Below are 24,639 nucleotides of genomic sequence, written 5' to 3'. Positions count from 1 at the left end.
GTTGTCGACCGCACGGACTGGCCGAATTTACCCGCGAGTCATTACCCAACTGGGTAATTCGCACACCTCGATCGACACTACCGGCAGGTATGGGTATTCGACACGTAGTCCAGCCGCATAATGTCGGGTCCGTGAGCACCACCATGGAACCCGAGACCCTCGGTGAACTGATCGCCGACTGCGCCCTGATCCCGGACTCACTGCGCACAGAACCGCAGGCCGCACCGGGTGTGCCGGCGCCCCGGCCGTGGCAGGTCGACGACGCCTGCCACGCACAGGTCGCGGACGCCGAAGCCTATATCTGACCCTCCGGATACACCCACTTGGACGCAGGAAACGCGGGGCCTCGATCGATATCCGATCGAGGCCCCGCGTTCATGCTGTGTTTAGTGGCCGGTCAGTGGAACGAGTCCCCGCAGGCGCAGGAACCCGTGGCGTTCGGGTTCTCGATCGTGAAGCCCTGCTTCTCGATCGAGTCCACGAAGTCGATCACCGCGCTGGTCACGTAGGGCGCGCTCATCCGGTCGACCGCCACCTGGAGCCCGTCGAAGTCACGGAAAAGGTCGCCGTCGAGCGTGCGCTCGTCGAAGAACAGCTGGTAGCGCAGGCCCGCGCAGCCTCCAGGCTGAACGGCGATGCGAAGGTGCATGTCGTCCCGGCCCTCCTGCTCAAGCAGGGCCTTCGCCTTGGCAGCCGCGGCGTCGGTCAGGGTCACGCCGTGGGTGGCTTCGCCGGCGTCGGCCTGCGCTGGGCCGTTGGCGGCGGGGCCGGTCTGCTCAGCGGTCGTCATGGCTCTCCCTTGTCTTACTGGCGGCGGGTACAGGTGCTTCCACAACTCTCAACACCTCGGCTACCCGATCTGTTCCCTGGCATCACGGCCAGCATCACAGCCATGGCGCCAACGCCATCGTCGCACACCGGACGACCACATGAACGCCACTGGTGACCTCTGCAATACCCTGACCACGTGAGGTTCCTGCGGCGTAACAGCACCACGACGACCGACCAGCCCGGAGACGAAGGGGCTGAAGTCGCCGACACCGCCGACGCGCCCAGGTCGTTCACTCCGAGTAAGGGCCGCGCTACACCCAAGCGGCGTGAAGCGGAGGCGAAGCGACGTGGGCCGGTGGCGCCGCCGCCGCGGACCACGCGTGAGGCGATCAAGCGCAACAAGGAGCTCCGCAAGCAGAACCCGGCGAGCAAGGAAGACCGGCGCGCGGCCGCCAAGGAGCGCCGCGACCGGATGATGGCCGGGGACGACAAATACCTGCTCCCCCGCGACCGCGGCCCGGTCAAGGCATACGTGCGCGACCTGGTCGACTCCCGGCGCAACCTGCTCGGCCTGTTCATGCCGCTGGCCATCCTGGTGTTCGTCGCGCTGCTGGTGCCCTACCCCCAGATCCAGCAGTACGCCACGCTGGCCTGCACGCTGATGCTGATCGGCATGATCATCGAGGGCTTCTTCAGCGGACGGCGGATCGCGAAGCTGGTCCGGGAGAAGTTCCCGAACGAGGTGGTCAAGGGCAGGGCGATCGGCTGGTACTCGTTCATCCGGGCCAGCCAGATCCGGAAGCTCCGGGTGCCGAAGCCGCGGGTCAAGCCCGGCGACGCGATCGGCTGAGCCCGACATTTCGGCATTTTGGCCCGAATTTCGACACACTCGGGCCTATGACCTTTCGCTATATCGGCGGCGGACCGTACTGCTACGCGAATTCGCTCGCCATGATGCTCGGCGAGCGAGCACCAGGGCCGGACGTACTCGAAGTGCTCACCGGTTCCCCGTTCGGGCTGCACTTCGAAAACGGCCTGCCGTTCTTCGACGCGCCGGGCTGGGATCCCGAAATCGGGGTCGACGCGGCCCTGGAACTGCTCGGCTGGACCTGCCGACGCACCACGAGCGGGACCGCCGAGCAGGCCATCGGCTGGCTGCGCACGGCCACCCGCGACACCCCTGCACTGGCCGGACCGGTGGAGATGGGGCTCCTGCTCCAGCAGCCGGGCAGCGGCGCGGCGATCGGCGCGGACCACTACGTGGTGGTGCTCGGGATCGAGGGGGACCTCGTGCGCTTCCACGATCCGCACGGGCACCCGTTCGCCACCCTGCCCACCGACGCGTTCGCCGCGGCCTGGCGCACCGACTCGATCGGCTATCCCTGTGAGCCGTTCACCCTGCGCACCGAGTTCCAGCGGGTGACCGAGGTGGACGTGGCGGCCGCGCTGCACAGGTCGCTGCCGGTCGCGGCCGACCGGCTGACCGGCTGCGAGGCGAACACGTTGCGGCTCGCCGCGCTGGTCAGCGCCGGCCTCGACAGCGTCCTACGCGATCATCTGGTCCACTTCGCGATCCGGGTCGGCACCCGTCGACTGGCGGACGCGGCGGCCGCACTCGATGGGCTCGGTTTGCACCGCGCGGCCGCGGTGCTGGACGAGCAAGCGAGGCTGGTCGGCGGGTTGCAGTATCCGCTGGTGGCGGGCGCCGACGAAGACGCCACGAAGCTGCTTCGCGAGCTCGCACCAAGCTATGAGCGACTCCGGCTGGAGCTACTCCAGGTAGTTAGCAATGCGAACGTTATCCGTTAGGCTGTTCGCATGGAGTTTCGTCGCCTCGGCCGCAGTGGCCTGAACATCAGTGAAATCTCGTACGGCAACTGGCTCACCCACGGTTCCCAGGTCGAAGAGGATCAGGCGCAGGCCTGCATCAAGGCGGCGCTGGACGCCGGCATCACCACCTTCGACACCGCCGACGTGTATGCGAACACCGCGGCGGAGTCCGTACTCGGCCGCGGCCTGGCCGGTCAGCGCCGGGAGAGCCTGGAGATCTTCACCAAGGTCTTCTGGCCGACCGGCCCCGGCGGGCCCAACGACCGCGGGCTGGGCCGCAAGCACATCATGGAGTCGGCGAACGCGTCGCTGAAGCGGCTGCAGACCGACTACCTCGACCTCTACCAGGCACACCGCTTCGACCGGACGGTGCCGCTGGAGGAGACCTTCCTCGCCTTCGCCGACCTGGTCCGCCAGGGCAAGGTGCTCTACATCGGCGTCTCCGAATGGTCCGCCGAGGAGATCAGCCGGGGCGCCGCACTCGCCCGCGAGCTGCACGTGCCGCTGATCTCGAACCAGCCGCAGTACAACGCGCTGTGGCGGGTGATCGAGGAGCAGGTGATCCCGGCCTCGGAGCGGGAAGGGCTCAGCCAGATCGTCTGGTCGCCGATCGCGCAGGGCGTGCTGACCGGCAAGTACAAGCCGGGCCAGGCGCTGCCCGAGGGCTCGCGGGCCACCGACGAAAAGGGCGGCGCGAACTTCGTCAAGCGCTTCCTGCGTGACGAGGTGCTGACCGCGGTGGCGAAGCTGGAGCCGCTGGCTCAGCAGGCCGGGCTGTCGCTGGCCCAGCTCGCGGTGGCCTGGGTGCTGCAGAACCCGAACGTGGCCTCGGCGATCGTCGGCGCGTCCCGCCCCGAGCAGGTGCACGAGAACGTCAAGGCGGCCGGGGTGAAGCTGGACGCGGATCTGCTCACCGCGATCGACGACGCGCTGGACGGCGTGGTCGAGCGCGACCCGTCGCTGACCAAGAGCCCGTAACTACTCACGACGGTCGGCTCGTCTGGCGTCCGCGGCGGCCCGCCAGACGAGCCGGACCTCGGCGATCAGCTCCAGCGGCTTGGCCGGTGCGGTACGCGGCAGTGAGCTGGTGAACGCGAGCGGGTGGCGGCGGAACCGGCGCAGCATCCGACCAGGTTTGCTGACCATCCGCTGGCGCAGGTCGGCGAGGTAGCGCGCCCGCACATCGCGTTCGATGCTGTTGCCGCACCGGGTGCAGGTAGTCAGCACCAGCAGCCGGCCGGCATAGGCGAGTTCGTGCCGCGTTTCCTGCCCGCAGCCGGTGCAGACCAGCGTCACGTGCTCGACGGTGCCCATCCGCTCACCTCAGGTCTGGTAGTCCGAAGCCGACAGCACCTGCTCGGCGACCAGCAGGTCGTGCGGGTAGGTGATCTTGAAGTTCTGCTGCTCGCCGCGCACCCAGTGCACCGGCAGCGCGGAGAACTGTTCCATGCAGGACGCCGTGTCGGTGCCCACGAACTCTTCGCGAGCGGCCTGTTCGTAGGCGGCCAGCAGCGGCGCGGCGCGGAAACCCTGCGGAGTCTGCGCCCTGATCATCGAACCGGCGGACAGTTCGGTGAGCCGTCCATCGTCCTCGCCCACCGCGGCGATGTCGTCCGCGGGCAAGCCGGGGATGGCTCCCCCGTGCCGCCGCGCCGAATGCAGCACACCGCTGATCAGCGCCGGGCTGACCAGCGGTCGGGCCGCGTCGTGGATGAGCACCGTGTCGATCACGCCGGAGTCGATGCGGGCGGCCAGCTGCCGCAGCGCGCGCAGCTCCGAGCCCTGCCGGGTGTCCCCGCCGAAGACCACCTCGACCTCAGCGCCGGCCACTTCCCGATCCAGTACCCAGTCGACCAGCTCACCGTCCTGCGGGCGGGCGACCAGCACCAGCACCCCGACATCGGGCACCCGGTGGAACGCGGACAGCGACCAGGAGACCAGCCGTCGCCCGGCCAGTGGCAGGTAGACCTTGTTCAGGCTGGCGCCGACCCTGGTGCCGGCACCGCTGGCCAGCACCACGCCCGCCGCGAACGGCGGCCGGGCACGGCCGCGCCGCCGTCTGCCTTCTCGTTCCGCCACAAGGGAAATCATACGGGGCGCCGGGGCAGGTCCAAGATCCGCTGCAGGGTGCCGAGCAGCCGGGCCGCCGCCGCCCCGTCCGCCACCCGGTGGTCCACGCTCAGCCCGGCGGTGGCGCGCAGCCGCACCCCGGCACCACCGTCCACCGGCACCACCCGCCGCCGGACCGCGCCCAGCGACAGCGCGGTGGCCTGCGGCGGGCTCACCAACGCCTGGAACGAATCCACGCCAAGCCCGCCGAGATTGGAAAAGGTGGTGGTACCGCCGGCCAACTCGGCCAGCGACAGCCGGCCGGCGCGGGCCCGGCGGAGCACGTCCGCGATCCGGCCGGACAGTTCGTCCAGCCCGGCCAGGTCGGGATCGGGCAGCACCGGCGCGAGCAGCCCGCGCTCGGTGTCCACCGCGACCGCCACCCCGACGTGCTCGTGCCGCCGGACGCCGTCGTCGGTCCACTCCGCGTTCAGGTCGACATGGTGCCGAAGCGCTTCGGCGAAGGCGTGCACGAACACCGCGGTCCAGCCGTTGCCACCGCGTGCCGCGTCCGCTAGCTCCAGGTCCAACTCGCGGTACAGCACGAACTGCGGCACCCCGGCGCTGGCCGACATCCGGCGCGCCACCGCCGCCCTGGCGTTCTTCGGCCTGCGCCTGGCTGGCGCAGCGTCCACAGTATCCACGCTGTCCAAATCGGACAGTCGAATGGTGTGCCACGGCCCGGTCGGGCTCACCGTGCTCAGGTCGACGCCGCGTGCCGCGGCCAGTCGCCGCGCCGCCGGTACCGCGGCCACCCGGTCCGTGGCGGCCACGGCCGGTTCGGGCCGTGGCAGTGCTCGCGGTGCAGCCGGTTCGGGGGCGGGCTGGTCGAACAGGCCGGCGAGCAGGTCCTCGGCGGCGGTGGCCAGGTAACCGATCGGCTCGCCGACCGCGAGCACCTGCTCGGGCGCGGCGAGCAGCCTGGTCAGCGTGCCGTCGACGGTCGCCTCCACCTCCATGTCCACCTTGTCCGTGGTCACCTCGCAGACCACCTCACCGGCCCGCACCTGGTCGCCCTCGGCCTTGTGCCAGGCGACGAAGGTGCCCTCGGTCATGGTCATCGACATCTTCGGCATGACCAGCGCGACCTCGTTCGCTACCACCGCCGCACCAGCTCCCCTGCCGCTGTCACGATGTCCTCGACCTGCGGCACCGCGGCCCGTTCCAGCTGCGGCGCATAGGGAATCGGTACGTCCAGCCCGCACAGCCTGGTGACCGGAGCGCGCAGATGACCGAAGGCAGGGGACTCGGCGAGCACCGCGGACACCTCGGCCATGAAGCCCGCCGTCTTCGGCGCCTCCTGCACCAGCAGCGCCCTGCCGGTGCCCGTCACACTGTCCACAATGGTCTTACTGTCCAGCGGCAACAGGGTGCGAGGGTCCAGTACGGTGGCTTCGATACCTTGCGCGGCAAGCTGTTCGGCCGCTTCCAGCGATCGGGAGACCATCACCCCGGTGGCCACGATCGTCAGGTCGCGACCCTCGCGGCGCACCGCCGCCACGCCGAGCGGCACCCGCTCGGCGGCCTCCGGCACCGGGCCGCTCTGCTTGTAGAGCAGCTTGTGCTCCAACACGAGCACCGGGTTCGGGTCGTCGATCGCGGCCAGCAGCAGGCCCTTCGCGTCGGCCGGGGTGGCCGGCATGACCACCTTCAGGCCGGGCACGTGCACGAACCAGGCTTCGAGGCTCTGCGAATGCTGTGCCGCCGCACCGGTTCCCGAACCGCCGGGGGCGCGGAGCACCATCGGCACGGTGGCCGCGCCGCCCAGCATGAAATGGATCTTGGCGGCCTGGTTGGCGATCTGGTCCATGGCCTGCGCGGTGAAGTCGGAGAACTGGATCTCCACCACCGGCCGCATCCCGGCCAGCGCCGCGCCGACCGCGGCGCCGACGATGCCCAGCTCGCTGATCGGGGTGTCACGCACCCGGTCCGCGCCGAAGGTGTGCACCAGATCCCCGCTCACGCCGAACGCGCCGCCGTAGGTGCCCACGTCCTCGCCGAGCAGGAACACCCGTTCGTCCTCGGTCATCGCCTGCGCCAGCGCCGCGCGCACGGCCTCGGCGTAGGTCAGCGTGCGCTGCCCGGGTAGTACCGCTGTCATACCTCTCCTCAGCTCGCGTAGACCGCGTCGGCCAGCGCCCCGGCGGAGGCATCCGGCGCGGCGCCAGCTTCCCGGATCGCCGCGCGCACCCGCCGGACGGCCTCGTCCCGGCATTCGGTGACGCCGGCCTCGCCCAGCACCGGAGCCACCGCGGCCTCGAACCGCGCGATCGGGTCGCGCTCGCGCCACCGTTCGATCTCGTCGCGGGTCCGGTACAGGTTCTTGTCGCTCTTGGAATGGCCCTTCCAGCGGTAGGTGACGGCCTCGACCAGCGCCGGCCCCTGCCCTGCCCTGGCGGCGGCCAGCGCATCGGCCACCGCGTCGTGCACCTCCTGCGGATCGTTGCCGTCCACGGTCACCCCCGGAATGCCGTACGCGGCGGCGCGTTCGGCCAGCCGTTTCACCCTGGCCGCCCGCTCCACCGACATGGACATGCCGTACTGGTTGTTCTCGCAGACGAACACCACCGGCAAGTCCCAGACCGCGGCCAGGTTCACGCCCTCGTGCCAGGCGCCCTCGTTCACCGCCCCGTCCCCGAAGAAGCTCACCACCGCCTGCGCGCCACCGCGCAGCCGCACCGCGAGCGCGGCCCCGGCCGCGATCGGCACCCCGCCCGCCACGATCCCGTTCGCACCGAGGTTGCCGCCGGCCACGTCGGCGATGTGCATGGAACCGCCGCGGCCACGGCAGTACCCGGTCTCCTTGGCCAGCAGCTCGGCCATCATCCGGTCCAGCCGGGCGCCCTTGGCGATGCAGTGCCCGTGCCCGCGGTGAGTCGAGGTGATGTAGTCCCCTTCGCCGAGCGCCAGGCAGGCACCGACCGGCACCGCCTCCTGGCCGATCGAGAGATGCATGGTGCCGTGCATCAGGCCGCGGGCGAACAGGTCGTCCACCGCCTCCTCGAACCGGCGGATCGTCCACATCAGCAGCAGTGCCCGGCGGGCGGTGCCCGCGTCACCGATCAGGTCCATCGCTCGTCTTCCTCTCAGGCCGGAACGCCTTGCGGCAGAACGGATCGCGCCGGTTCACCGAGTACCAGCCGGTCCTGCAGGCGGCGCAGCGCGGCGATCGTGGAGGTCTCGTCGACGACCAGCTCGGTCCGGCTCAGCACGGTCCCGGCGGCCACGTCGTGCCGCACCCGCGCGCCAGGCGCGAGGCCGAGCGGCACGAAGTCTCCTTCGCGCGCGACGGCGGCGGAGTCGGTGAGGCCGTACACCGTCTCTCCGCCGATACCGTCGATCAGCTCGCCGGCTCGCAGGTCCCGTTTGGCCACCGCGAGCACTTCGGCGTTCCAGGCGACCGGCGCCAGGCTCGGCCGCCGGTCGAGCACCGCCTCGGCGACGCTCAGCGGCGCCTCCACGCTGGCCAGGTGGAACGGCCGGTAGAAGGTGTAGTAGGGCCCGTCGCCCATGCCGAGGTAGGCCAGTTCCTCGGCCACCACCGGATCGTCGTGGTGCCCGATCACGAAGACTCCCGGGGCGACCGGGCCGGTGCAGTAGTCCACCACGCCGACGTCGCCGGGCAGGTCCGGCCGGAAGGTCGCCGCCAGAGTGTCCACTGTGGAGTAAGGGCCGGTCATCCCGCGGCGGGCGACCCGCAGGTCGGCGGCGTTGGCCAGCGCGGCCATCTCGATCATGGTCTTCGAGCCGTCCACGAAGCTGGCCAGCATGTGCGGGTTCATGCCCTTGGCGGCGGCCTGCGCGGCCACCGAGTCCGGGGTGGCGGCGGGGTCCAGCGGGTTGTTCTTGCCCTTGCCGGCGCAGACCACCGTGAAGCCGATATCGCGCGCGTAGTCCACCAATGCCTTGCACTCCACCGGTTCGTCACCGCGGCACACGGTGTAGACCCGGCCGAGCCCGGCGGCCAGCTCGGCCAGCACCAGCCCGACGGTCACGTCGCACTCCACGTTCAGCAACGCGATGTCCTTGCCGGCCAGCAGCCCGGCGAAGGCGATCCTGGCACCGACCTCGGGCACCCCGCTGGCGTCCACCAGCACGTCCACCGGCAGCCCGGTGAGCAGCCCGGCGTCCTCGACCACCACCGGCCTGCCCTGCCCGACCGCGGTGACCAGTTCGAACGGGGAACCGCCGGCGAGCACGTCACCGCGGCCGGCGCGGGCGAAGGCGCGCACTCCCCGGTCCGGCGCGATATCGGCGATGGCCGCGATCTCCATGCCGGGGATGCGACCGGCCTGCACCACGAAGCCGAGGCCCATCTGCCCGGCGCCGACCAGCCCGATCCGCACCGGCCTGCCCAGTTCCCGTTCGCGCGCTCGCAGGCGGTCGACGTAGCTCATGCGCATGCCCTCCGGGGGTTTGCACCTATGTGCACACACTGTGCACCGTGGTGCTTTCCTTGGTAGCACGCGGATCCAGCCGCACACAAGTGCCCCGACCTGCACCTTTGTGCACATACCCGCGGACGCAGCGAAGGCCACCTTGCCTGCGTTCAACGCAGGCAAGGTGGCCTTCGCTGCATTTCAGGCCGTGAGGCGGCGGGCCATGGTGAGGGCGTCGGAAACGGCGCGGCGGAGAGGTTTGGAGGTGGCGCGGGAGGCGAGGGCGGCGGCTGGGCCGCGCAGGTCGGGACGCTCGCGGATGGTGGCGAACACCGAAGCGCCCTCCATGGCCAGCGCCCGGACGACCTCGTTCCGGCGGCGGTCGAGCACCAACAGCACCACCGCGCCGCGCAGCCTTCCCTTCGCCCTGCCGGTGACCAGCAGGACCCCGGCGCGGTTCTCCTCGGTCGCCACCCTGTTCACCGCCCGCTGGTAGCCGAGGTGCTGCCGGTAGCTCAGCAGCCCCGCGGCGGCGAACGCGGCCACCAGCACGGCGGCCGTCTGCCAGTTCACCGGGCCACGCCGCTCAGCGTGACCCGCGCACCGGCCGCCGGCACGGAGAGCTCGCCCTTGCCGTGCACCGCGCCGGGCAGCAGCGCGGTGCCCTCGTCCACATTGAGGTAGACCACGAGATGCCCGAGCGTGCGCAGGTTCTCGTGCGCCAGCTCGCCGACCGCCCGCAGCTCGATCTCCTCTTCACCACAACGGAAAAGGTCGCCGGGCCGGATCTCCCGGCCGGGGGCGGCGGCCGGCCCGTGCACCACGCTGACGCTTTCCAGCGCGTCCGGGATCGGGTCCGCGTAGAGGATCAGCACCCCGCCGTCCACCATGTCGCGGACCTCCTCGCCGGAACGCAGGACGGTGCTCTCGTAATAGACGCTCACAGGCGAATCCCTTCTCACAGACCGAAACTGGCGGCCCAGGCGATCACGACCGCCAGCGGCGCGGTGATCATCCTGCTGATCAGCACGGCCGGGGTGCCCACCGCGACCGTCTCCGGTTTGGCCTCGCCGAGTGCGAGCCCGACCGGGATGAAGTCGCAGCCGGCCTGGCCGTTGATCGCGAACAGCGTGGGCAGCGCGTACTGCACGGGCAGCGCGCCGATCGCGATCTGGCTGCCCATCAAGGTGCCGATCACCTGCGCGATGGCCGCACCAGGTCCCAGGATCGGGGACAGGAACGGCAGCGCGGCCACCAGCGCGATCACCACCAGGCCGACCGGGTTGCTCGCGATCGGCGACAGGAACTCGCCCATCCACCTGGCCACCCCGGTGTAGGTGACGATGCCGAGCAGCAGGCTCACATACGCCATGAAAGGCAGGATCGTGTTCAGCGTCAGCTCGATGGTCTGCCGCCCGGAAGCCAGCATGGTGTTCACGATCGAGCCCACCCCGGTGCCGAACCGGACGAACACCCCGGAGACCGCGTTGAACGCCCGGCCGAACCCGGTGCCCTCCCCGCCGGTGACCGTGGCGGCGACCTCTCGCGCGGACGGGCGTTCGGCACGGGGCGGCACCACCGGCCCCGCCGCACCGGCACCGTCCTTAGTGGACGCTGTGGACGCAGTGCTGGCCTCGGTCGGCGCCACCTCGCCGACACCGACCGCCGAGACGAACAGCTCCTCGGTGATGAACCTGGCCAGCGGGCCGCCCGGCGCGCCCGCGTAGACGTCCACGGTGGGGATGCCCTTGCGCGGGTAGACCCCGATCCTGGCCGTGCCACCGCAGTTGATCACCGCGGCCAGCACCTCTTCGTCCGGCACGCTGGTGGTGAACCCGTCCACCGGCTCGGTCCCGGTCAACTCGGCGATCCGCGCGGCCACCGGGTGCACACCGCCACCGGTCACCGAAAGCACCTTGGTGCGCTTGGCATCCGGGCGCAGCAGCAGGCCCTTGCCCCAGCCTCCGTCACCGGGGCGGACGAAGACCGCGCGGAAGGTGCCCGTCTCCATCCCGTTCACCCCTTCGCCTTCGCTGCCTCGAACTCGGTGTCGAAGTTCGCGAACACCTCGGTGCGCCCGGTGCGCTTGATCATGAACGCGGTGACCCGCTCGGTCACGATGCCGCGCAGGAAGATCACCACGATGCCGACCAGCAGGTATCGCAGGGCGAGCGGCACCGTGGACTGGCCGAGCTGGGTCACCCCGTTCGCCACTCCGAGCCAGACGAACAGCTCACCCGCGTTGGCATAGGGGAAGAAAGTGGTCACCGGGTGCACGAAGGACACCGCGGAGTCGTAGAAGGCCGGCTTGTGCCGTTCCGGCAGGAACCGGCCGAACGAGTAGCAGATCGGGTTGGTCAGCATCAGCACGGACAACATCGGCATGATCGTGTACCGGGTGATCCACCAGCGGCCCGACCAGCGCACCGCCCTGGTCACCCGCTGCTCGCCGATGAAGGTGGTGAGCGCGTACATCGCGGTCAGCAGCACGATCAGGGTGGGCAGGATCCCGGTGACCAGCCCGACGAACTGCTTGCCCGACTCGGTGAACAACCCGATGAAATGCGTGCCGAGCCACTCGAAGACCCCGAGCGGACCGGAACCGGAGCCGGTATCGGGTGGTGGTGCCGGCTGTGCCGTTGCGGCAAGCACTCGCATTCCTGCCTCCTCTTCGCCCCCGTACCGGAATTCGTTGTCCCGCCCCAAAAAACGCGATCTGCACATCCGTGCGGTTGTTCTTCACGTTTGACTGTGAAGTGTGTAACATGCCGACCCAGCGGCGACAAGACCCAGTTGCGAAGGAGCCGGATGCCCCCGCCCCGTGACCAGCGGCTGCTGGTCAAAGCCGCCCGCCTGTACTACGAAGACGGCCGCTCGCAGCACCAGATCGCGGCCGCGCTGCGGGTCAGCCGGTCCAGCGTCTCGCGGATGCTGACCGCGGCGCGGGAGCGCGGGATCGTGCAGATCCAGATCAACGACCCCACCGGCCGCGACCTGGACGCCGAGGGCGAGCTGACCGCCCGGTTCGGCCTGCGCGACAGCCGGGTGGCCGAAACGCACAGCGGGGAACGGCCGCTGCCGAGGGTCGGCGACCTCGGTGCGCGCTGGCTGCTCGAAAACCTCTCCCCCGGCCAGCAGATCGGGGTGTCCTGGGGCCGTGGCGTGCAAGCCGTGGTCCAGCACGTGCCCGCGGACGGCGGCCTCGACGTCGAAGTGCTGCCGCTGGTCGGCGGGCTGTCCGCGGTGGACTCCGCGATCACCGGCGAGGAACTGGTGCGAGACCTGGCGAACCGGCTCGGCGGCCGGTTCCAGCGGCTGCACGCGCCCGCCCTGCTCAACTCCAAGGCAGGCCGGGACGTGCTGCTCGCCGAACCGGCGATCCGGCGGACGCTGGACGCCGGACGGCGAGTGCGGGTGGCGGTGGTCGGCATCGGCAGCTTCGGGGTCGGCTCCTCGGCAGCACTGGTGAAGTCGATGGATCTCACCGCCGAGGAACAGCAACGGTTCCGGGCCGCGCGACCGGCCGGCGACGTCTGCGCGCGGTTCTTCGACGCCGACGGCGAGCCGGTGGCCGGCCCGGTGAACGACAGGGTGCTGGCCGTCTCGCTGGCCGATCTGGCGGACATCCCGCTGGTCGCCGGGGTGGCGGCCGGGGCGGACAAGGCGCACGGGGTGCTCGGCGCGCTGCGCACCGGGGTGCTGGACGTGCTGATCTGCGACCGCTCGCTGGCCGGGGCGCTGCTCGCGCTCCCGGAATAGGTAGGTTGGGCACGTGGACGAGCCAGAGCTGCCCGAAATCGAGTTCGCCGACATCCCGCTCCCCGACGAGATCGCCCGTGCCGAAGCCACCCGGCTGCACGGCGAGCTGATCAAACCGGCCGGTTCACTCGGCAGGCTGGAGGAGCTCGGCGCCTGGGTCGCCGCCTGCCAGGGCACGGCGCCACCCCGCCCGTTCACCCGGGCGCGCGTGGTGGTGTTCGCTGGCGACCACGGGATCGCCGCGAAGGGCGTGTCTGCGCACGCGCCGGAGGTCACCGGCCAGCTCGTCGGCAGCATGCTCACCGGCGGCGCCGCGATCAACGTGCTCGCCACCGTCGCCGGGGCCGGGGTGCGCGTGGTCGACATGGCGGTGGCCGCCGACACCGCCGACGCGGTGGCGGAGTTCAAGGTGCGCAAGGGTTCCGGGTCGATCGACCACGAGGACGCGCTGACCGAGGCCGAGGTGCGCGCCGCGCTGAAGGCAGGCCGCGACATCGCGGACGCGGAGGTGGACGGCGGGGCCGACCTGCTGATCGCCGGGGACCTCGGGGTCGGCAACAGCACCCCGTCGTCGATCGTGGTGGCCGCGCTGACCGGCAGCGAGCCGGTGGCGGTGATCGGCCGCAGCTCCGGGATCGACGACAACACCTGGATGCGCAAGGCGGCCGCGGTGCGCGACGGGCTGCGGCGGGCCAGGGCGGTGGTCTCCGACCCGGTGGCGATCCTGCGCACCGCGGGCGGCGCGGACCTGGCCGCGATGGCGGGCTTCCTGGCTCAGGCCGCGGTGCGCCGCACCCCGGTGCTGCTGGACGGTCTCGCGGTCGGCGCGGCCGCGCTGATCGCCGAAGAGCTCGCACCGGGCGCGCGGTCATGGTGGGCCGCCGCGCATCGCTGCGACGAGCCGGCGCACACCTTCGTGCTGGAACACCTCGACCTGGAGCCGATTCTCGATCTGAAGATCCGGCTCGGCGAGGGCGCCGGGGCCGCGGCCGCGCTGCCCCTGCTGTTCATGGCCACCCGGCTGCTCGCCGAGATGGCCACCTACGAGCAGGCCGGCGTCACCGCCCCGCTCATCACCGTCCCCCTGCGCTGAAGCGACCGTTCCTCAGGTGACGGCCCAGGCTGCCTCGATCATCCGGAAGGTCTCGTCCACCGCGGCCTCCGGATCGGCCGCCTCGCGGGCCAGCGAATAGGCGTCGAGCACGAACCTCGCGATCGTCCGACAGGCCGTGGTGGTCTGCGACAGGCCGGGATCGGCGGCGAGGGCGGTTCCCAGCGACTCCGCATGACGGAGCCTCATCGACCCCTCGTACTCCCGCAGGGCGGGTGAGCCGTCGATCATGCGCCAGATCGGGGCGGCGCCCTCCGACGAGCAATGCCGCACCATGGCCAGGATCTGGCGGCGCAGCGCGGGGATGAGCGGCTCGTGCGGCGCCCGGCCGGTGACCGCCCGCGTAAGGCCCTGCTCGAAGTCTTCGTCCTGCTCGAACACCAGGGCCTCTTTCGAGGCGAAGTGGGAGAAGAGCGTGGTGACGGCCACGTCGGCCTCAGCGGCCACGTCACGGATGCCCACCGCGTCATATCCGCGTTCCAGAAAGAGCCGCAGGGCGGTGTCGGCGATCTTCTGACGGGTCGCGGCCTTCTTGCGCTCACGACGTCCGAGCGGCACGGTCATGCACTGACACTACCAGATACATAACCGAAACAGTTTCAAAACACTAACCGTTAGTGCTATGGTCGGCTGCATGAAGAGATCGAGCAGGGTCATGCGAGCGGTCATCGCCGGAGGTGGCCTGGTCGGGCTTACCGCCGCGGCGTCGCTGCGTCGCGACGGACATCAGGTCACGGTTCTCGAACAGGCCCCGGAGATTCGGGCCGCCGGGTCGGGTATCGGCCTGTGGCCCAACGCGCTTCGCGAGTTCGACCGGTGCGGGATCGGCACCGCAGTCCGGTCGATGGGGCACGAGGTCGACGCCTGGTTCTTCGATCCCGCCGGCCGCGCGATGCGGTCCGCGGGCTACGACGACTCCGCCTACCGGTATCTGCTCGTGCCCCGTCCACGGCTCAACGCCGTGCTGGCCGACGCCGTCGGCCGAAGCCGGATCACCCTTGGCGCGCGGGTGAACGGCTACACCGAGACCGAGGACGAGGTCGTGGTGCACCTCGACAACGGCGAGAGCGTGCACGGGGATCTGCTCGTCGGCGCCGACGGCGTCCATTCCCAGGTGCGTGCCCAGCTGCTGCCCGGCAGCGAAGCCCAACCGCAGGCCGGCAACGTCGCTTGGCGTGCCGTGGTCCCGGCGGGCGACGAGCGGCCCGACGGGACTGTGCTCACCGTCGGGCGCGAGCGCACCCGCGGCGGGTATGCCCGCATCACCGCGGGCGAAACCATGTGGTTCGTCAACCAATTCGAGGCCGGCACACTCACCGGCAGCAAGCGCGACCGCGCACTCGAACGCGCTCGCAACCTCGCCGAAGACGGTTGGCACGAGGACCTGCTCGGCATGATCGCCGCCACCCCGGAAGAGAGCATCTTGGAGAACAAGATCATGACCGTGCCGGCACTGCCGCGCTGGACGAGTCCCCGCGTCGCGCTGATCGGCGATGCCGCCCACGGACTTTCGCCGCACATCGCCGCCGGCGGCACCCTGGGCATCGAAGACGTGGGCGTGCTCCGCAACGCGCTCGCGACCACGTCGACCCTGCGCGAGGCGCTCACCAGCTACGAACAGCTGCGCCTGCAACGCTTCGAGCAGGTGCGGAAGCTGGCGGACGAAGTCGCGAATGCCGACGGCCCAACAGAATCCGCGCAAAGATACGCCGCATTCAGTCACTGGATGCTTACCACCGCCCCGGTCGCATGAAGCGGGTCAGCTTCGCCGAGTTCGGCGGTCCGGACGTTCTACGACTCGTCGACGCCGAGGAGCCCCACGCGGGTCCCGGTCAGGTGCGCATCGCCGTGCGGGCGGCCGGCGTGAACCCCGTCGACTGGCGGATCCGCGAGGGCCAGTTCCGGGAGTCCCATCCGATCGAGTTGCCCGCCGGAATCGGGCTCGACGCCGCCGGGGTGGTGGACGAGGTGGGCGAGGGCGTCGAAGGGGTCGAGATCGGCGACCACGTGTTCGGCGAAGGTTCGAGCACCTACGCCGAGTTCGCCGTGCTGTCGGCCTGGGCCCGGATGCCCGAGGGTCTGACGTTCGAAGAGGCGGCCGGGTACCCGTCCGTGGTGGAGACCGCGCTGCGCGTCATCCGCGAGGTCGGTGTGCAACCCGGGCAGACGCTGCTGGTCAGCGGCGCGTCCGGGGGTGTCGGATCGGCGGTGCTGCAGATCGCCCGCGACCGCGGCATCGCGGTGATCGGCACGGCCGGGGCCGCGAACCAGGACTATCTGCGCAGCCTGGGTGCCGTCGCCACGACGTACGGCGAAGGCTGGGTCGAGCGGGTGCGGCGGCTCGGCCAGGTCGACGCGGCCCTCGACCTGGCCGGCTCGGGCGTGCTCCGCGAGCTCGTCGAGCTGACCGGGGACCCGCGGAAGGTGGTCTCCATCGCCGACCTCGGCGCATCGGACCTCGGGATCCGATTCTCCGGCGTCGCCGGGAGCGTGCCGGCCGCGCTCGACGAAGCTGCCCGCCTCATCTCGCGGGGAAAGCTGCACATCCCGGTCGAGAAGTCGTACACGCTCGCCGAAGCCGCGGCGGCGCACGCCGACAGCCATGCCGGCCACACCCGCGGGCGCCGGGTGGTGGTCGTCTGAGCCGGTTAGGAATGGAATCAGGCGAGGGGGAGCATCCAGCCGTGCTGGTCGGGGTGGGTGCCCTCCTGGATGCCGACCAGCTGCTCGCGCAGCTTCATGGTCAGCGGGCCCGGCACGCCGCCGGAGATGGTGAACTCGCCACCGCCGTGCTTGACCCGGCCGACCGGGGTGATCACCGCCGCGGTGCCGCAGGCGAACACCTCGGTCAACTCACCGGACGCGGCCGCCTTCTCCCACTCGTCGGTGGAGATCCGTCGTTCGTCGACCGCGTAACCGGCGTCAGCGGCGAGCCGCAGCAGCGAGTCGCGGGTGATACCGGGCAGCAGCGAACCGGTCAGCTCGGGCGTGACCACGCGAGCGCCCGCGCCGGAACCGAAGACGAAGAACAGGTTCATCCCGCCCATCTCCTCGACCCAGCGGCGTTCCACCGCGTCCAGCCAGACGACCTGGTCGCAACCCTGCTCCACGGCCTGCGCCTGTGCCACGAACGCGGCCGCGTAGTTGCCGGCGCACTTGGCGAAACCGGTGCCGCCGGGGGCGGCCCGCACGTACTCGGTGGACAGCCAGACGCTCACCGGGCTCACTCCGCCGGCGAAGTAGGCACCGGCGGGCGACGCGATCGCGGCGTACAGGTACTCCCCGGCCGGCCGGTTCACCCCGAGGCCGACCTCGGTGGAGATCATGAACGGCCGCAGGTACAGCGCGTCGCCCTGCCGGGTCGGCACCCAGCGCTGGTCGGCCGCGACCAGCTCGCGCAGCGACTCGAGGAAGACCTCGTCCGGCAGCTCCGGCATCGCCAGCCGCCTGGCCGAGGAGCGGAACCGGGCCGCGTTGGCGTCCGGCCGGAATGCGGCGATCCGACCGTCCGGCTGGCGGTAGGCCTTGAGCCCTTCGAAGATGGCCTGCGCGTAGTGCAGCACCGACGTGGCCGGGTCCAGCGAAAGGGACTCGTACGGCCGCACTCCGGCGTCGTGCCAGCCGCGCCCGGCGTCCCAGCGGACGGTGACCATGTGGTCGGTGAAATGGGTCCCGAACCCAGGCTTGGCCAGTACTTCAGCCACACGCTCCGGCGTCGCCGGGGCGGGGTTAACTGTCTGGCTGAAGGGCATCACCGTCGTCATACCCTGAACAATAACTCTTAGTCGGACGTCCATGCTTTTTCGCCCGCGCCCGATCGCCGATACGTAGACAGACCGTGACTTGATATGCACCCGCAATCACACATGCAGGCGGCCTGCCTCCGCATCGGCGAGCCCTACGGGCGTCCGCCGCTTGCCACCGGTGACCGGGTTGTCGAGCTAATCCCCCAAGCGTCATCACACCGGCCCCCGGCGTACCGGCAAGCAGCCTACGATGGGCCCTGTGACCTACAACCTCCCGCAGTCCACCGGCGGCAGCGGTGTCTCCAAAGGCTCCGGACTGGACATCAAGACCTTCCTGGCCGCCGCGCTGATGTCCTTCTCGGCCGGCATGCTCGTGCTGGTCGGCTACATCCTGCTGGGGAACTTCTTCGGCGGTTTCCTCGGCGCGGTCGGCGCGGGCTTCGGCATCGTGTGGTGGCGCAGCGTGCACGACAAGACGATCTTCCCGCGCAACCTGTCCGGCAAGGCGGTGGCCGTGCTCGCGGTGGTCAGCGCGGTGCTGCTGGTGCTCGCCCTGCTGCTCACCTGAGGCGCCCTGGCTACAGGCCGGCCAGCAGGTGCGCGGGCAGCCGGGGCGGGGCCCAGCCCGGTTCCGGCCGGAAACCCGTCCAGCCGCCGTCGAAGGGCGGCGCGCCGGCTTCGGCCAGCACGCGCAGCCGCTCCCCTTCGCCGCGCAGCCGGTCCAGCTCGGCCGCGGTGAGCCGGCCCGCCTCGACGGCCGCTTCGGCCTCGTCCTCGTCCTTCCACCGGCATGACCGGTCCGGGTGCACCACCAGGTCCAGCACCCCGTCCACCCGGTCCACCCCCTCCGCCGTGCGGCCGGCCGGGATCTCCAGGTTCACGTACCAGCACCGGAAGCCGGTCTCGTCGAAGAACCACCAGATCGAGTACCACTCGCGGGCCGGGATCAGCCGCAGGTTGGACGTGCCCCGCCAGACGTCCCTGAGCTGCCGCCGCGGGGCCAGGAACCGCTCGGCCAGCGGCACGTCGCGCCGGCGGCGGCCGTCCACCAGCCCGCTGCCGACGATCTCGGTGCCGGCCGGCAGCCAGCCGAGCAGCGTGCCGCCTTCGTCCGAGACCACCCGCAGCGGATGGCATTGCGCAACGCTTCCATCAGGGCGCAGGAACCGCTCCACGACGGTCCGCCCCACCGGCCAGCTCGGGTCAGTCACGCTGACGACGGTACCGCCGGGCGAGCAGCGCCGACCCAGTCTCCGCCAGCGCCAGCGCGGCCAGCAGCCAGAGCGCCTCGACCGGTTCGAGCAGGACCGCGAACAGCGCCGCGACCGCTCCACAGGCCGCCGACAGCCCGACCCTCGGCAGCCGCTCGCCGAGCTCCGCGCGGGCACCGGCCAGCGCGACCAGCCCGGCCGGCACGGTGGCGGCCAGCACCACGCCGGCCAGCCACGGTTCGAGTACCCGCCCGTCCGCCGCCGAGAGCAGGTCCCGCAGAGAGGTGGCAGACAGGCCGAGCCGGATCGGCCCCAACTGGTACAGCGCCGCCGCGCCAACCACCAGCGCCACCAGCACCCCGCCGGCGACCCACCAGACGTACCCGCGGCGCGCGACCGGGCGCAGCAGCGGGAAGAACAGGACCGCGGCCAGCGGCAGCCCGGCCGCGCCGGGCCCGGTGCCGGTGGCCGGCTGCTCGGCGGGGGTGATGGTGAGGCAGAGCGCGGCCAGCGCGGCCGCGGCGAGCACCAGCAGCCCGAGGATCCAGCCGCGCAGGTGGCCGGGCAGCCCGGCGCCGATGGCGTCGGCCACGGTGAGCACCAGCACGAACACCAGCACGGCCGGCACGGGCGCGTCCGGCACCAGGTAGGCGGCGAAAACCCCGGCGCACAACGGCAACGCGGCCAGCCGCGCGGCCGCCGCGCACAGCGCCAGCGGCATGGAGTCCACAGTGGACGGTGTTTCCGGGGCGATCCGGGCGGCACCGACGGCGAGCAGTCCGGCCAACACGATCCCGCCGAGCGTCCACCAGCCCGCCACCGCCGCGGCCGCCGCGAAGGCGACCAGCGACCCCGCGCCCAGCAGCACGGACACCACCTGCCTCTCGCCGGTCTGACCGGCCATCATTAGCATGGCTCACGATCAAGCCGGGCACCGCCCGGTCCCACCGACGCGAACGCGCGAGGAGCCGAACGTGACCGTGCCGAAGTTTGCCCTTTCCGAGAACTCGCCGGCGGCGGTGTCCAAGAACCGCGCCGATGTCGTGGTGATCGGGACTCTGCAGGGCGAGGACCAGGTCACGCTCGCTCCCGGTGCGGACGCGGTGGACGCCGCCTTCGACGGCAAGCTGGCCGCGGTGCTCGGCACGCTCGGCGCGAGCGGCAAGGCCGAGGAGGTCGTCAAGCTGCCGGCGCTGGGCAAGCTGACCGCGGACGTGGTGCTCGCGGTCGGCCTCGGCAAGGCCGATGGCTCGGCCGGTACCGTCACCGCCGAGCAGGTCCGCCGCGCCTCCGGTGCCGCCGCGCGGGCGCTGTCGGGCACGGACCGGGTGCTCAGCACGCTGTCCGCCGTCGACCTGCAGGCGAGCGTGGAGGGCACCGCACTCGGCGCCTATTCCTTCACCGAGTACAAGTCCGCCCCCGGCGACGGCCCGGTGTCCAAAGTAGACTTCGTGAGCCCGGCGGAGGGCACGGTGCGCGAGCACCGCGCCACGCTGAAGGCGGCCACGTCGATCGCCGAGGCGGTGCTCACCGCCCGCGACCTGATCAACACCCCGCCGAACGACCTGTTCCCCGCCTCCTTCGCCGAACGCGCGCGCAAGCTCGCCGAAGCGAACGGGCTCGACTTCGAGGTGCTGGACGAGAAGGCACTCAAGCGCAAGGGCTACGGCGGCATTCTCGGCGTCGGCGGCGGCTCGGCGCGGCAGCCGCGGCTGGTCCGGCTCGCCTACCGGGGCACCAAGCCGGTGAAGAAGGTCGCGCTGGTCGGCAAGGGAATCACCTTCGACTCGGGCGGCATCTCGATCAAGCCCGCGGCGAACATGGACCAGATGACCTCGGACATGTCCGGTGCGGCCGGGGTGCTCGCCTCGGTGGTGCTCGCGGCGAAGCTGAAGTACCCGCTCGAAGTGATCGCGTACCTGCCGCTGGCGGAGAACCTGCCGTCGGCCACCGCCTACCGCCCCGGGGACGTGCTCAGCATGTACGGCGGCAAGACCGTGGAGGTGCTCAACACCGACGCCGAGGGCAGGCTGGTGCTGGCCGACGCGATGGTGCGCGCCGCCGAGGACGGCCCGGACTACCTGATCGAGACCTCCACGCTGACCGGGGCGCAGGTGGTCGCACTGGGCAACCGCACCGCCGGGGTGATGGGCTCGGACGAGTTCCGCGACCGGGTGGCCGAGATCGCGCGGGCCACCGGCGAAGGCGGCTGGGCGATGCCGCTGCCCGAGGAGCTGCGGGCCGACCTGGACTCGCGGGTGGCCGACCTGGCCAACGTCACCGGGCACCGATGGGGCGGCATGCTGGCCGCCGGGGTGTTCCTGCGCGAGTTCGTCGCCGATGGCCTGGCCTGGGCGCACATCGACATCGCGGGCCCGTCCTACAACGCCGGCGGCCCGTGGGGCTACACCGCCAAGGGCGGCACCGGGGTGCCGGTGCGCACGATCGCGGCCGTGCTCGCGGACATCGCGGAAAAGGGCTGACGAGATGGCGAAGCCGACCCCGCTGCAGGTCCGGAACATCCTGGCCGCGCTGCTGATGGTCGCCGCGCTGGTCTACAACCTGGTGATCGGCGGCGCCGGCTGGGTGACCGCGGTGCTGGCGGTGGCGGCGGTGCTCTCGACCGTGTCGGCGGTGCTGAACCGGCCGAAGCCGGACGCTTGACGGCCTTCGGGTTCGAGGAGTACCTGGAGCCGGCCGTGCGCGATGTGCTCACGGCCGGCGAGGACCGGGTGGACGCCACGGCCTGCCACGCGGCGCTGCTGCTGGCCTCGTCCGGGTTCGCCGGGCAGGCGGACCGGCTGGTGTCGCGCTGGCTGGAGCTGACCGGGCACCCGGTCACCGCGCTGACCGCCGATCCGGTGCACGCCAGGGCGTGGGCCATGTGGCAGGAGGCGCGCGGCGTCCGCCCGGAGTGGGCGGAGGCGCTGACGCCGCTCGATCTCGACGCCGAAGAGGCCGCGCACCGGAAGTACCTGAACCGCCGCGAACCGGCCGTACCCGCCGGCCTGCTCGGCGACTCCGACGCGGCCAGGATCGTGTCGGGCCTGGCGGGGCAACTCGACGGCGGCACCCCGCCGGACCCGCTGCGGGTGGCCGCGGCCGAAGCGGAATCGCTTGCCCGGCAAGGAAAAGACCCGGCTGACGCGCTGAACCGGTGGGCGGAGCAGGCGGTGCGCCGTCCCCGGCCGGAGGTCGCCGCCCTGCTCGCCTGCCGGCACCTCGCCCCGCTGCTGACCGCGGGCGCCAACCCGCTCGGCCTGAGCGCCGAACAGGCCGGGCGCTGCACGGGAGACTTGATCGCCGCCCTGCGCCGGCGTTATCCGGCGACCGAGCGGCTGGACTGGCCGGATCTGCTCCACCGGATTCTCGAGCTGCGCGGCGGTGGCCATCTCTGCCCGCCCGCCGACGAAGGGCGGCTGCGCGCCGTGCAGCGGCGGCTGGGCGAGCGCCTGCCGGAGGACTACCTGGCCTTCCTGCGCACGTCCGACGGCCTGCCGCCGGACGTGGTGTTCCCCCGGCTGCTCGGCGCCGGCGAGCTGAGGGCCACCGAGACCGGGGTGCTCGTGCTCAGCGAGGCCCGAGACACCGGCGAAGCGCCCGTAATCACCCTGACCAAGGCAGGCACGCGCTGGCTGACCGTGGAATGGGACGCCGCGCTCGGCTCGACCGTGCATCCCACGTTCCGGCACCTGCTCGAACGGCACCTGGCCCTGCTCGGCTCGTGAGCGGCTCCGCTCGTGAGTGAAAAACGTTCCCGGAGCAACACTTTTCACTCACGAGGGGCTCAGCCCGTTGACTTGCGCCGCTTCTGCCGCTCGGTGTACTCACGCATCCGCTTCGGGTAGCCGACCTTCGCCACCTCGTAGACCGGGATCGACCGCTTCCGCCCGAACTGCTGCGCGGCCTCCAGGCTGTCGATCCGGCGGCGGGTCCATTCGCCGTCGTGTGCGATCAACACCACGGTGGTCTCGGTGACCGCGGTCCGCGGCTCGACGTAGGCCTCCACCCCGTTCCTCGACGCCGCCCATTCCTCCAGGTGCTTCGTATCGCCTGAACTGGCCTTACGCAGGGTGCCGGGCTTTCCATCACCCTTGCGCTTCCGACGCATCGAGTCGAAGAGACCCACCTCGACCACCTCACCTCTCACTGGCCTTTACCCGATCATTATCCCGAGCGGACCCGTTACGCGTAGCCACACACCCGGCTAAGTCGCAAGCGTGACGGACCTAGTGACAAGATGGCGTGTGTTGCGCGCGCGGAACAGCGTTACGCAGCGAGAACGAGCAGACTACGAGCAACCACCGACGTTGCCAGCCGAGGAGTTATTGAAGTGACCGACACCTCCGCCGACCTTGTGATCCTTGGTGGCGGATCGGGCGGCTATGCCGCGGCGTTCCGCGCGGCCGAGCTGGGCCTTTCCGTCATCCTGATCGAGCAGGACAAGCTGGGCGGGACCTGCCTGCACCGAGGCTGCATCCCGACCAAGGCCCTGCTGCACGCGGCGGAGGTCGCCGACTCGGCCCGCGAAGCCGAGCAGTTCGGCGTGAAGGCCTCGCTGGAAGGCGTCGACATCGCCGGCGTCAACAAGTACAAGGACACCATCGTCAGCCGCCTCTACAAGGGCGTGCAGGGCCTGTTCAAGGCGCACAAGGTCACCGTGGTGGAAGGCACCGGCACCTTCGTCGGCCCGAACTCGGTCGACGTGGACGGCACCCGCTACACCGGCCGGAACGTGCTGCTGGCCACCGGCTCGTACTCCCGCACGCTGCCCGGCCTCGAACTCGGCGGCCGGATCATCGCCAGTGAGCAGGCGCTGTCGCTGGACTACATCCCGGAGAAGGTCGTCGTGCTCGGCGGCGGCGTGATCGGGGTGGAGTTCGCCAGCGTCTGGGCCTCCTTCGGCGCCGAAGTGACCATTGTGGAAGCGCTGCCGCGGCTGGTGCCGAACGAGGACGAGTTCGCCTCCAAGCAGCTCGAGCGCGCCTTCCGCCGTCGTAAGATCGGCTTCAAGACCGGCGTGCGGTTCACCGGTGCGAAGCAGGACGAGAACGGCGTGAGCGTCTCGCTGGAGTCCGGCGAGACCCTGGAGGCGGACGTGCTACTGGTGGCCGTCGGCCGCGGGCCCAACTCCGCCGGGCACGGCTACGAGGAGGCCGGGGTGCGGATGGAGCGCGGGTTCGTGCTCACCGACGACCGACTCCGGACCAACCTGGAGAACGTGTACGCCGCCGGCGACATCGTGCCCGGCCTGCAGCTCGCGCACCGCGGGTTCGCGCAGGGCATCTTCGTGGCCGAGGAGATCGCCGGGCTGAACCCGCGCGCGATCGACGAGGCCGGCATCCCCCGGGTCACCTACTCGCACCCCGAGGTCGCCTCGGTCGGCCTGACCGAGGCCGCGGCCAAGGAGAAGTACGGTCCGGACGTGACCACGTTCACCTACGACCTTGCCGGCAACGGCAAGAGCCAGATCCTGAAGACCTCCGGTGCGGTCAAGCTGATCAAGGCACCGGACGGGCCGGTGGTCGGCCTGCACCTGGTCGGCGACCGGGTCGGCGAGCTGATCGGTGAAGCACAGCTGATCTACAACTGGGAGGCGTTCCCGGAGGATGTCGCCCCGCTCATCCACGCCCACCCCACCCAGACCGAGGCCCTCGGCGAAGCGCACCTTGCCCTGGCCGGCAAGCCACTGCACGTGCACAGCTGACAAACCGAGATAGCAC

The 24,639-nt window shown here is 71.1% G+C and carries 29 protein-coding genes; 13 read left to right on the top strand and 16 right to left on the bottom strand.

What is annotated here, in order from left to right:
• Positions 1-131: 131 nt before the first annotated feature.
• Entirely contained in the window at positions 132-305 is a 174-nt protein-coding gene (locus AMYNI_RS49650) for a hypothetical protein (RefSeq protein WP_020671465.1), read from the top strand.
• Between the two features lie 92 nt (positions 306-397).
• Here AMYNI_RS49650 and AMYNI_RS0128350 read toward each other — a convergent pair whose 3' ends face one another.
• The gene (locus AMYNI_RS0128350) at positions 398-790 is read right to left on the bottom strand and encodes a HesB/IscA family protein (protein WP_020671464.1); all 393 of its coding nucleotides are present in this window, start codon (positions 788-790) and stop codon (positions 398-400) included.
• Between the two features lie 177 nt (positions 791-967).
• On the opposite strand from AMYNI_RS0128350, the gene AMYNI_RS0128345 reads away from it, so the two are divergent.
• Genes AMYNI_RS0128345 through AMYNI_RS0128335 form a run of 3 tightly spaced genes read left to right on the top strand, consistent with a single transcriptional unit; the run spans position 968 to position 3,579 of the window.
• Positions 968-1,621, top strand: a complete 654-nt coding sequence (locus AMYNI_RS0128345) for a DUF3043 domain-containing protein (RefSeq protein WP_026361040.1) — start codon at positions 968-970, stop codon at positions 1,619-1,621.
• A gap of 47 nt (positions 1,622-1,668) precedes the next feature.
• On the top strand, positions 1,669-2,580 hold the full coding sequence (locus AMYNI_RS0128340) for a cysteine peptidase family C39 domain-containing protein (protein WP_020671462.1): 912 nt from the start codon (positions 1,669-1,671) through the stop codon (positions 2,578-2,580).
• A 9-nt stretch (positions 2,581-2,589) separates the two neighbouring features.
• Positions 2,590-3,579: an aldo/keto reductase family protein gene (locus AMYNI_RS0128335; RefSeq protein ID WP_020671461.1), complete on the top strand. Its 990-nt coding sequence runs from the start codon at positions 2,590-2,592 to the stop codon at positions 3,577-3,579.
• Here the strand turns inward: AMYNI_RS0128335 and AMYNI_RS0128330 are convergent, their stop codons facing one another.
• The 10 genes from AMYNI_RS0128330 to srlA form a co-directional block, all read right to left on the bottom strand.
• Entirely contained in the window at positions 3,580-3,915 is a 336-nt protein-coding gene (locus tag AMYNI_RS0128330) for a hypothetical protein (RefSeq protein WP_020671460.1), read from the bottom strand.
• A 9-nt stretch (positions 3,916-3,924) separates the two neighbouring features.
• Entirely contained in the window at positions 3,925-4,692 is a 768-nt protein-coding gene (locus tag AMYNI_RS0128325; RefSeq protein ID WP_020671459.1) for an IspD/TarI family cytidylyltransferase, read from the bottom strand.
• Positions 4,689-5,813, bottom strand: a complete 1,125-nt coding sequence (locus AMYNI_RS0128320; RefSeq protein ID WP_020671458.1) for a dihydrolipoamide acetyltransferase family protein — start codon at positions 5,811-5,813, stop codon at positions 4,689-4,691. Before AMYNI_RS0128320 ends, AMYNI_RS0128325 begins: the two co-directional genes overlap by 4 nt.
• The gene (locus AMYNI_RS0128315; protein WP_020671457.1) at positions 5,807-6,811 is read right to left on the bottom strand and encodes an alpha-ketoacid dehydrogenase subunit beta; all 1,005 of its coding nucleotides are present in this window, start codon (positions 6,809-6,811) and stop codon (positions 5,807-5,809) included. The genes AMYNI_RS0128320 and AMYNI_RS0128315 overlap by 7 nt, the downstream gene beginning before the upstream one ends.
• Positions 6,812-6,819: 8 nt before the next feature.
• The gene (locus tag AMYNI_RS0128310; RefSeq protein ID WP_020671456.1) at positions 6,820-7,782 is read right to left on the bottom strand and encodes a thiamine pyrophosphate-dependent dehydrogenase E1 component subunit alpha; all 963 of its coding nucleotides are present in this window, start codon (positions 7,780-7,782) and stop codon (positions 6,820-6,822) included.
• Between the two features lie 14 nt (positions 7,783-7,796).
• Entirely contained in the window at positions 7,797-9,107 is a 1,311-nt protein-coding gene (locus AMYNI_RS0128305; RefSeq protein ID WP_020671455.1) for an NAD(P)H-dependent oxidoreductase, read from the bottom strand.
• Between the two features lie 183 nt (positions 9,108-9,290).
• On the bottom strand, positions 9,291-9,662 hold the full coding sequence (locus tag AMYNI_RS0128300) for a transcriptional regulator GutM (protein WP_020671454.1): 372 nt from the start codon (positions 9,660-9,662) through the stop codon (positions 9,291-9,293).
• Positions 9,659-10,033, bottom strand: a complete 375-nt coding sequence (locus AMYNI_RS0128295; RefSeq protein ID WP_020671453.1) for a PTS glucitol/sorbitol transporter subunit IIA — start codon at positions 10,031-10,033, stop codon at positions 9,659-9,661. Before AMYNI_RS0128295 ends, AMYNI_RS0128300 begins: the two co-directional genes overlap by 4 nt.
• A 14-nt stretch (positions 10,034-10,047) precedes the next feature.
• The gene (gene srlE / locus AMYNI_RS0128290) at positions 10,048-11,100 is read right to left on the bottom strand and encodes a PTS glucitol/sorbitol transporter subunit IIB (RefSeq protein ID WP_040407404.1); all 1,053 of its coding nucleotides are present in this window, start codon (positions 11,098-11,100) and stop codon (positions 10,048-10,050) included.
• 5 nt (positions 11,101-11,105) lie between these two features.
• Positions 11,106-11,747: a PTS glucitol/sorbitol transporter subunit IIC gene (gene srlA / locus AMYNI_RS0128285; RefSeq protein ID WP_020671451.1), complete on the bottom strand. Its 642-nt coding sequence runs from the start codon at positions 11,745-11,747 to the stop codon at positions 11,106-11,108.
• Between the two features lie 150 nt (positions 11,748-11,897).
• Between srlA and AMYNI_RS0128280 the strand changes: the two genes are divergently transcribed.
• Both AMYNI_RS0128280 and cobT read left to right on the top strand, forming a co-directional pair.
• Positions 11,898-12,848, top strand: coding sequence for a sugar-binding transcriptional regulator (locus AMYNI_RS0128280; protein WP_020671450.1), 951 nt, complete (start codon positions 11,898-11,900; stop codon positions 12,846-12,848).
• Positions 12,849-12,861: 13 nt separating this feature from the next.
• Complete coding sequence (gene cobT / locus AMYNI_RS0128275; RefSeq protein ID WP_020671449.1) at positions 12,862-13,941, top strand: nicotinate-nucleotide--dimethylbenzimidazole phosphoribosyltransferase; 1,080 nt, start codon at positions 12,862-12,864, stop codon at positions 13,939-13,941.
• Between the two features lie 12 nt (positions 13,942-13,953).
• On the opposite strand, the gene AMYNI_RS0128270 is transcribed toward cobT, so the two are convergent.
• Positions 13,954-14,523 carry a TetR/AcrR family transcriptional regulator gene (locus AMYNI_RS0128270; protein ID WP_020671448.1) on the bottom strand — a complete coding sequence of 190 codons (570 nt, stop codon included), beginning with the start codon at positions 14,521-14,523 and terminating at the stop codon, positions 13,954-13,956.
• A gap of 70 nt (positions 14,524-14,593) precedes the next feature.
• Here AMYNI_RS0128270 and AMYNI_RS0128265 point away from each other — a divergent pair, with 70 nt between their 5' ends.
• Positions 14,594-15,712 carry an FAD-dependent oxidoreductase gene (locus AMYNI_RS0128265; RefSeq protein ID WP_245574017.1) on the top strand — a complete coding sequence of 373 codons (1,119 nt, stop codon included), beginning with the start codon at positions 14,594-14,596 and terminating at the stop codon, positions 15,710-15,712.
• Entirely contained in the window at positions 15,709-16,602 is an 894-nt protein-coding gene (locus tag AMYNI_RS0128260; protein WP_020671446.1) for an NADP-dependent oxidoreductase, read from the top strand. Before AMYNI_RS0128265 ends, AMYNI_RS0128260 begins: the two co-directional genes overlap by 4 nt.
• Positions 16,603-16,619: 17 nt before the next feature.
• Here the strand turns inward: AMYNI_RS0128260 and AMYNI_RS0128255 are convergent, their stop codons facing one another.
• Positions 16,620-17,723 (bottom strand): branched-chain amino acid aminotransferase, encoded by a 1,104-nt coding sequence (locus AMYNI_RS0128255; RefSeq protein ID WP_026361039.1) that lies wholly within the window; start codon positions 17,721-17,723, stop codon positions 16,620-16,622.
• A 232-nt stretch (positions 17,724-17,955) separates the two neighbouring features.
• Here AMYNI_RS0128255 and AMYNI_RS0128250 point away from each other — a divergent pair, with 232 nt between their 5' ends.
• The gene (locus AMYNI_RS0128250) at positions 17,956-18,273 is read left to right on the top strand and encodes a hypothetical protein (protein WP_169515776.1); all 318 of its coding nucleotides are present in this window, start codon (positions 17,956-17,958) and stop codon (positions 18,271-18,273) included.
• A gap of 10 nt (positions 18,274-18,283) precedes the next feature.
• On the opposite strand, the gene AMYNI_RS0128245 is transcribed toward AMYNI_RS0128250, so the two are convergent.
• Complete coding sequence (locus tag AMYNI_RS0128245) at positions 18,284-18,916, bottom strand: ribonuclease FAU-1 family protein (protein WP_026361038.1); 633 nt, start codon at positions 18,914-18,916, stop codon at positions 18,284-18,286.
• Positions 18,909-19,820, bottom strand: a complete 912-nt coding sequence (locus AMYNI_RS0128240) for a hypothetical protein (RefSeq protein ID WP_157357503.1) — start codon at positions 19,818-19,820, stop codon at positions 18,909-18,911. The genes AMYNI_RS0128245 and AMYNI_RS0128240 overlap by 8 nt, the downstream gene beginning before the upstream one ends.
• A 70-nt stretch (positions 19,821-19,890) precedes the next feature.
• On the opposite strand from AMYNI_RS0128240, the gene AMYNI_RS0128235 reads away from it, so the two are divergent.
• From AMYNI_RS0128235 to AMYNI_RS0128225, 3 genes are read left to right on the top strand one after another with little or no spacing between them, the layout of a single operon-like run.
• A complete protein-coding gene (locus AMYNI_RS0128235; RefSeq protein ID WP_020671441.1) occupies positions 19,891-21,399 on the top strand; it encodes a leucyl aminopeptidase in 1,509 nt (502 codons plus the stop codon).
• 4 nt (positions 21,400-21,403) lie between these two features.
• Complete coding sequence (locus tag AMYNI_RS49645; RefSeq protein ID WP_020671440.1) at positions 21,404-21,580, top strand: hypothetical protein; 177 nt, start codon at positions 21,404-21,406, stop codon at positions 21,578-21,580.
• Positions 21,577-22,644 (top strand): SMI1/KNR4 family protein, encoded by a 1,068-nt coding sequence (locus tag AMYNI_RS0128225; RefSeq protein ID WP_020671439.1) that lies wholly within the window; start codon positions 21,577-21,579, stop codon positions 22,642-22,644. The genes AMYNI_RS49645 and AMYNI_RS0128225 overlap by 4 nt, the downstream gene beginning before the upstream one ends.
• 59 nt (positions 22,645-22,703) lie before the next feature.
• On the opposite strand, the gene AMYNI_RS0128220 is transcribed toward AMYNI_RS0128225, so the two are convergent.
• Positions 22,704-23,054, bottom strand: coding sequence for a hypothetical protein (locus AMYNI_RS0128220; RefSeq protein ID WP_020671438.1), 351 nt, complete (start codon positions 23,052-23,054; stop codon positions 22,704-22,706).
• Between the two features lie 195 nt (positions 23,055-23,249).
• On the opposite strand from AMYNI_RS0128220, the gene lpdA reads away from it, so the two are divergent.
• Complete coding sequence (lpdA, locus tag AMYNI_RS0128215; protein WP_020671437.1) at positions 23,250-24,623, top strand: dihydrolipoyl dehydrogenase; 1,374 nt, start codon at positions 23,250-23,252, stop codon at positions 24,621-24,623.
• The last annotated feature ends 16 nt before the right edge of the window (positions 24,624-24,639 follow it).

Origin of the sequence: Amycolatopsis nigrescens CSC17Ta-90 (genome assembly GCF_000384315.1) — a bacterium.
Classification (GTDB): domain Bacteria; phylum Actinomycetota; class Actinomycetes; order Mycobacteriales; family Pseudonocardiaceae; genus Amycolatopsis; species Amycolatopsis nigrescens.
This window is presented reverse-complemented; position numbering and strand designations above follow the sequence as displayed.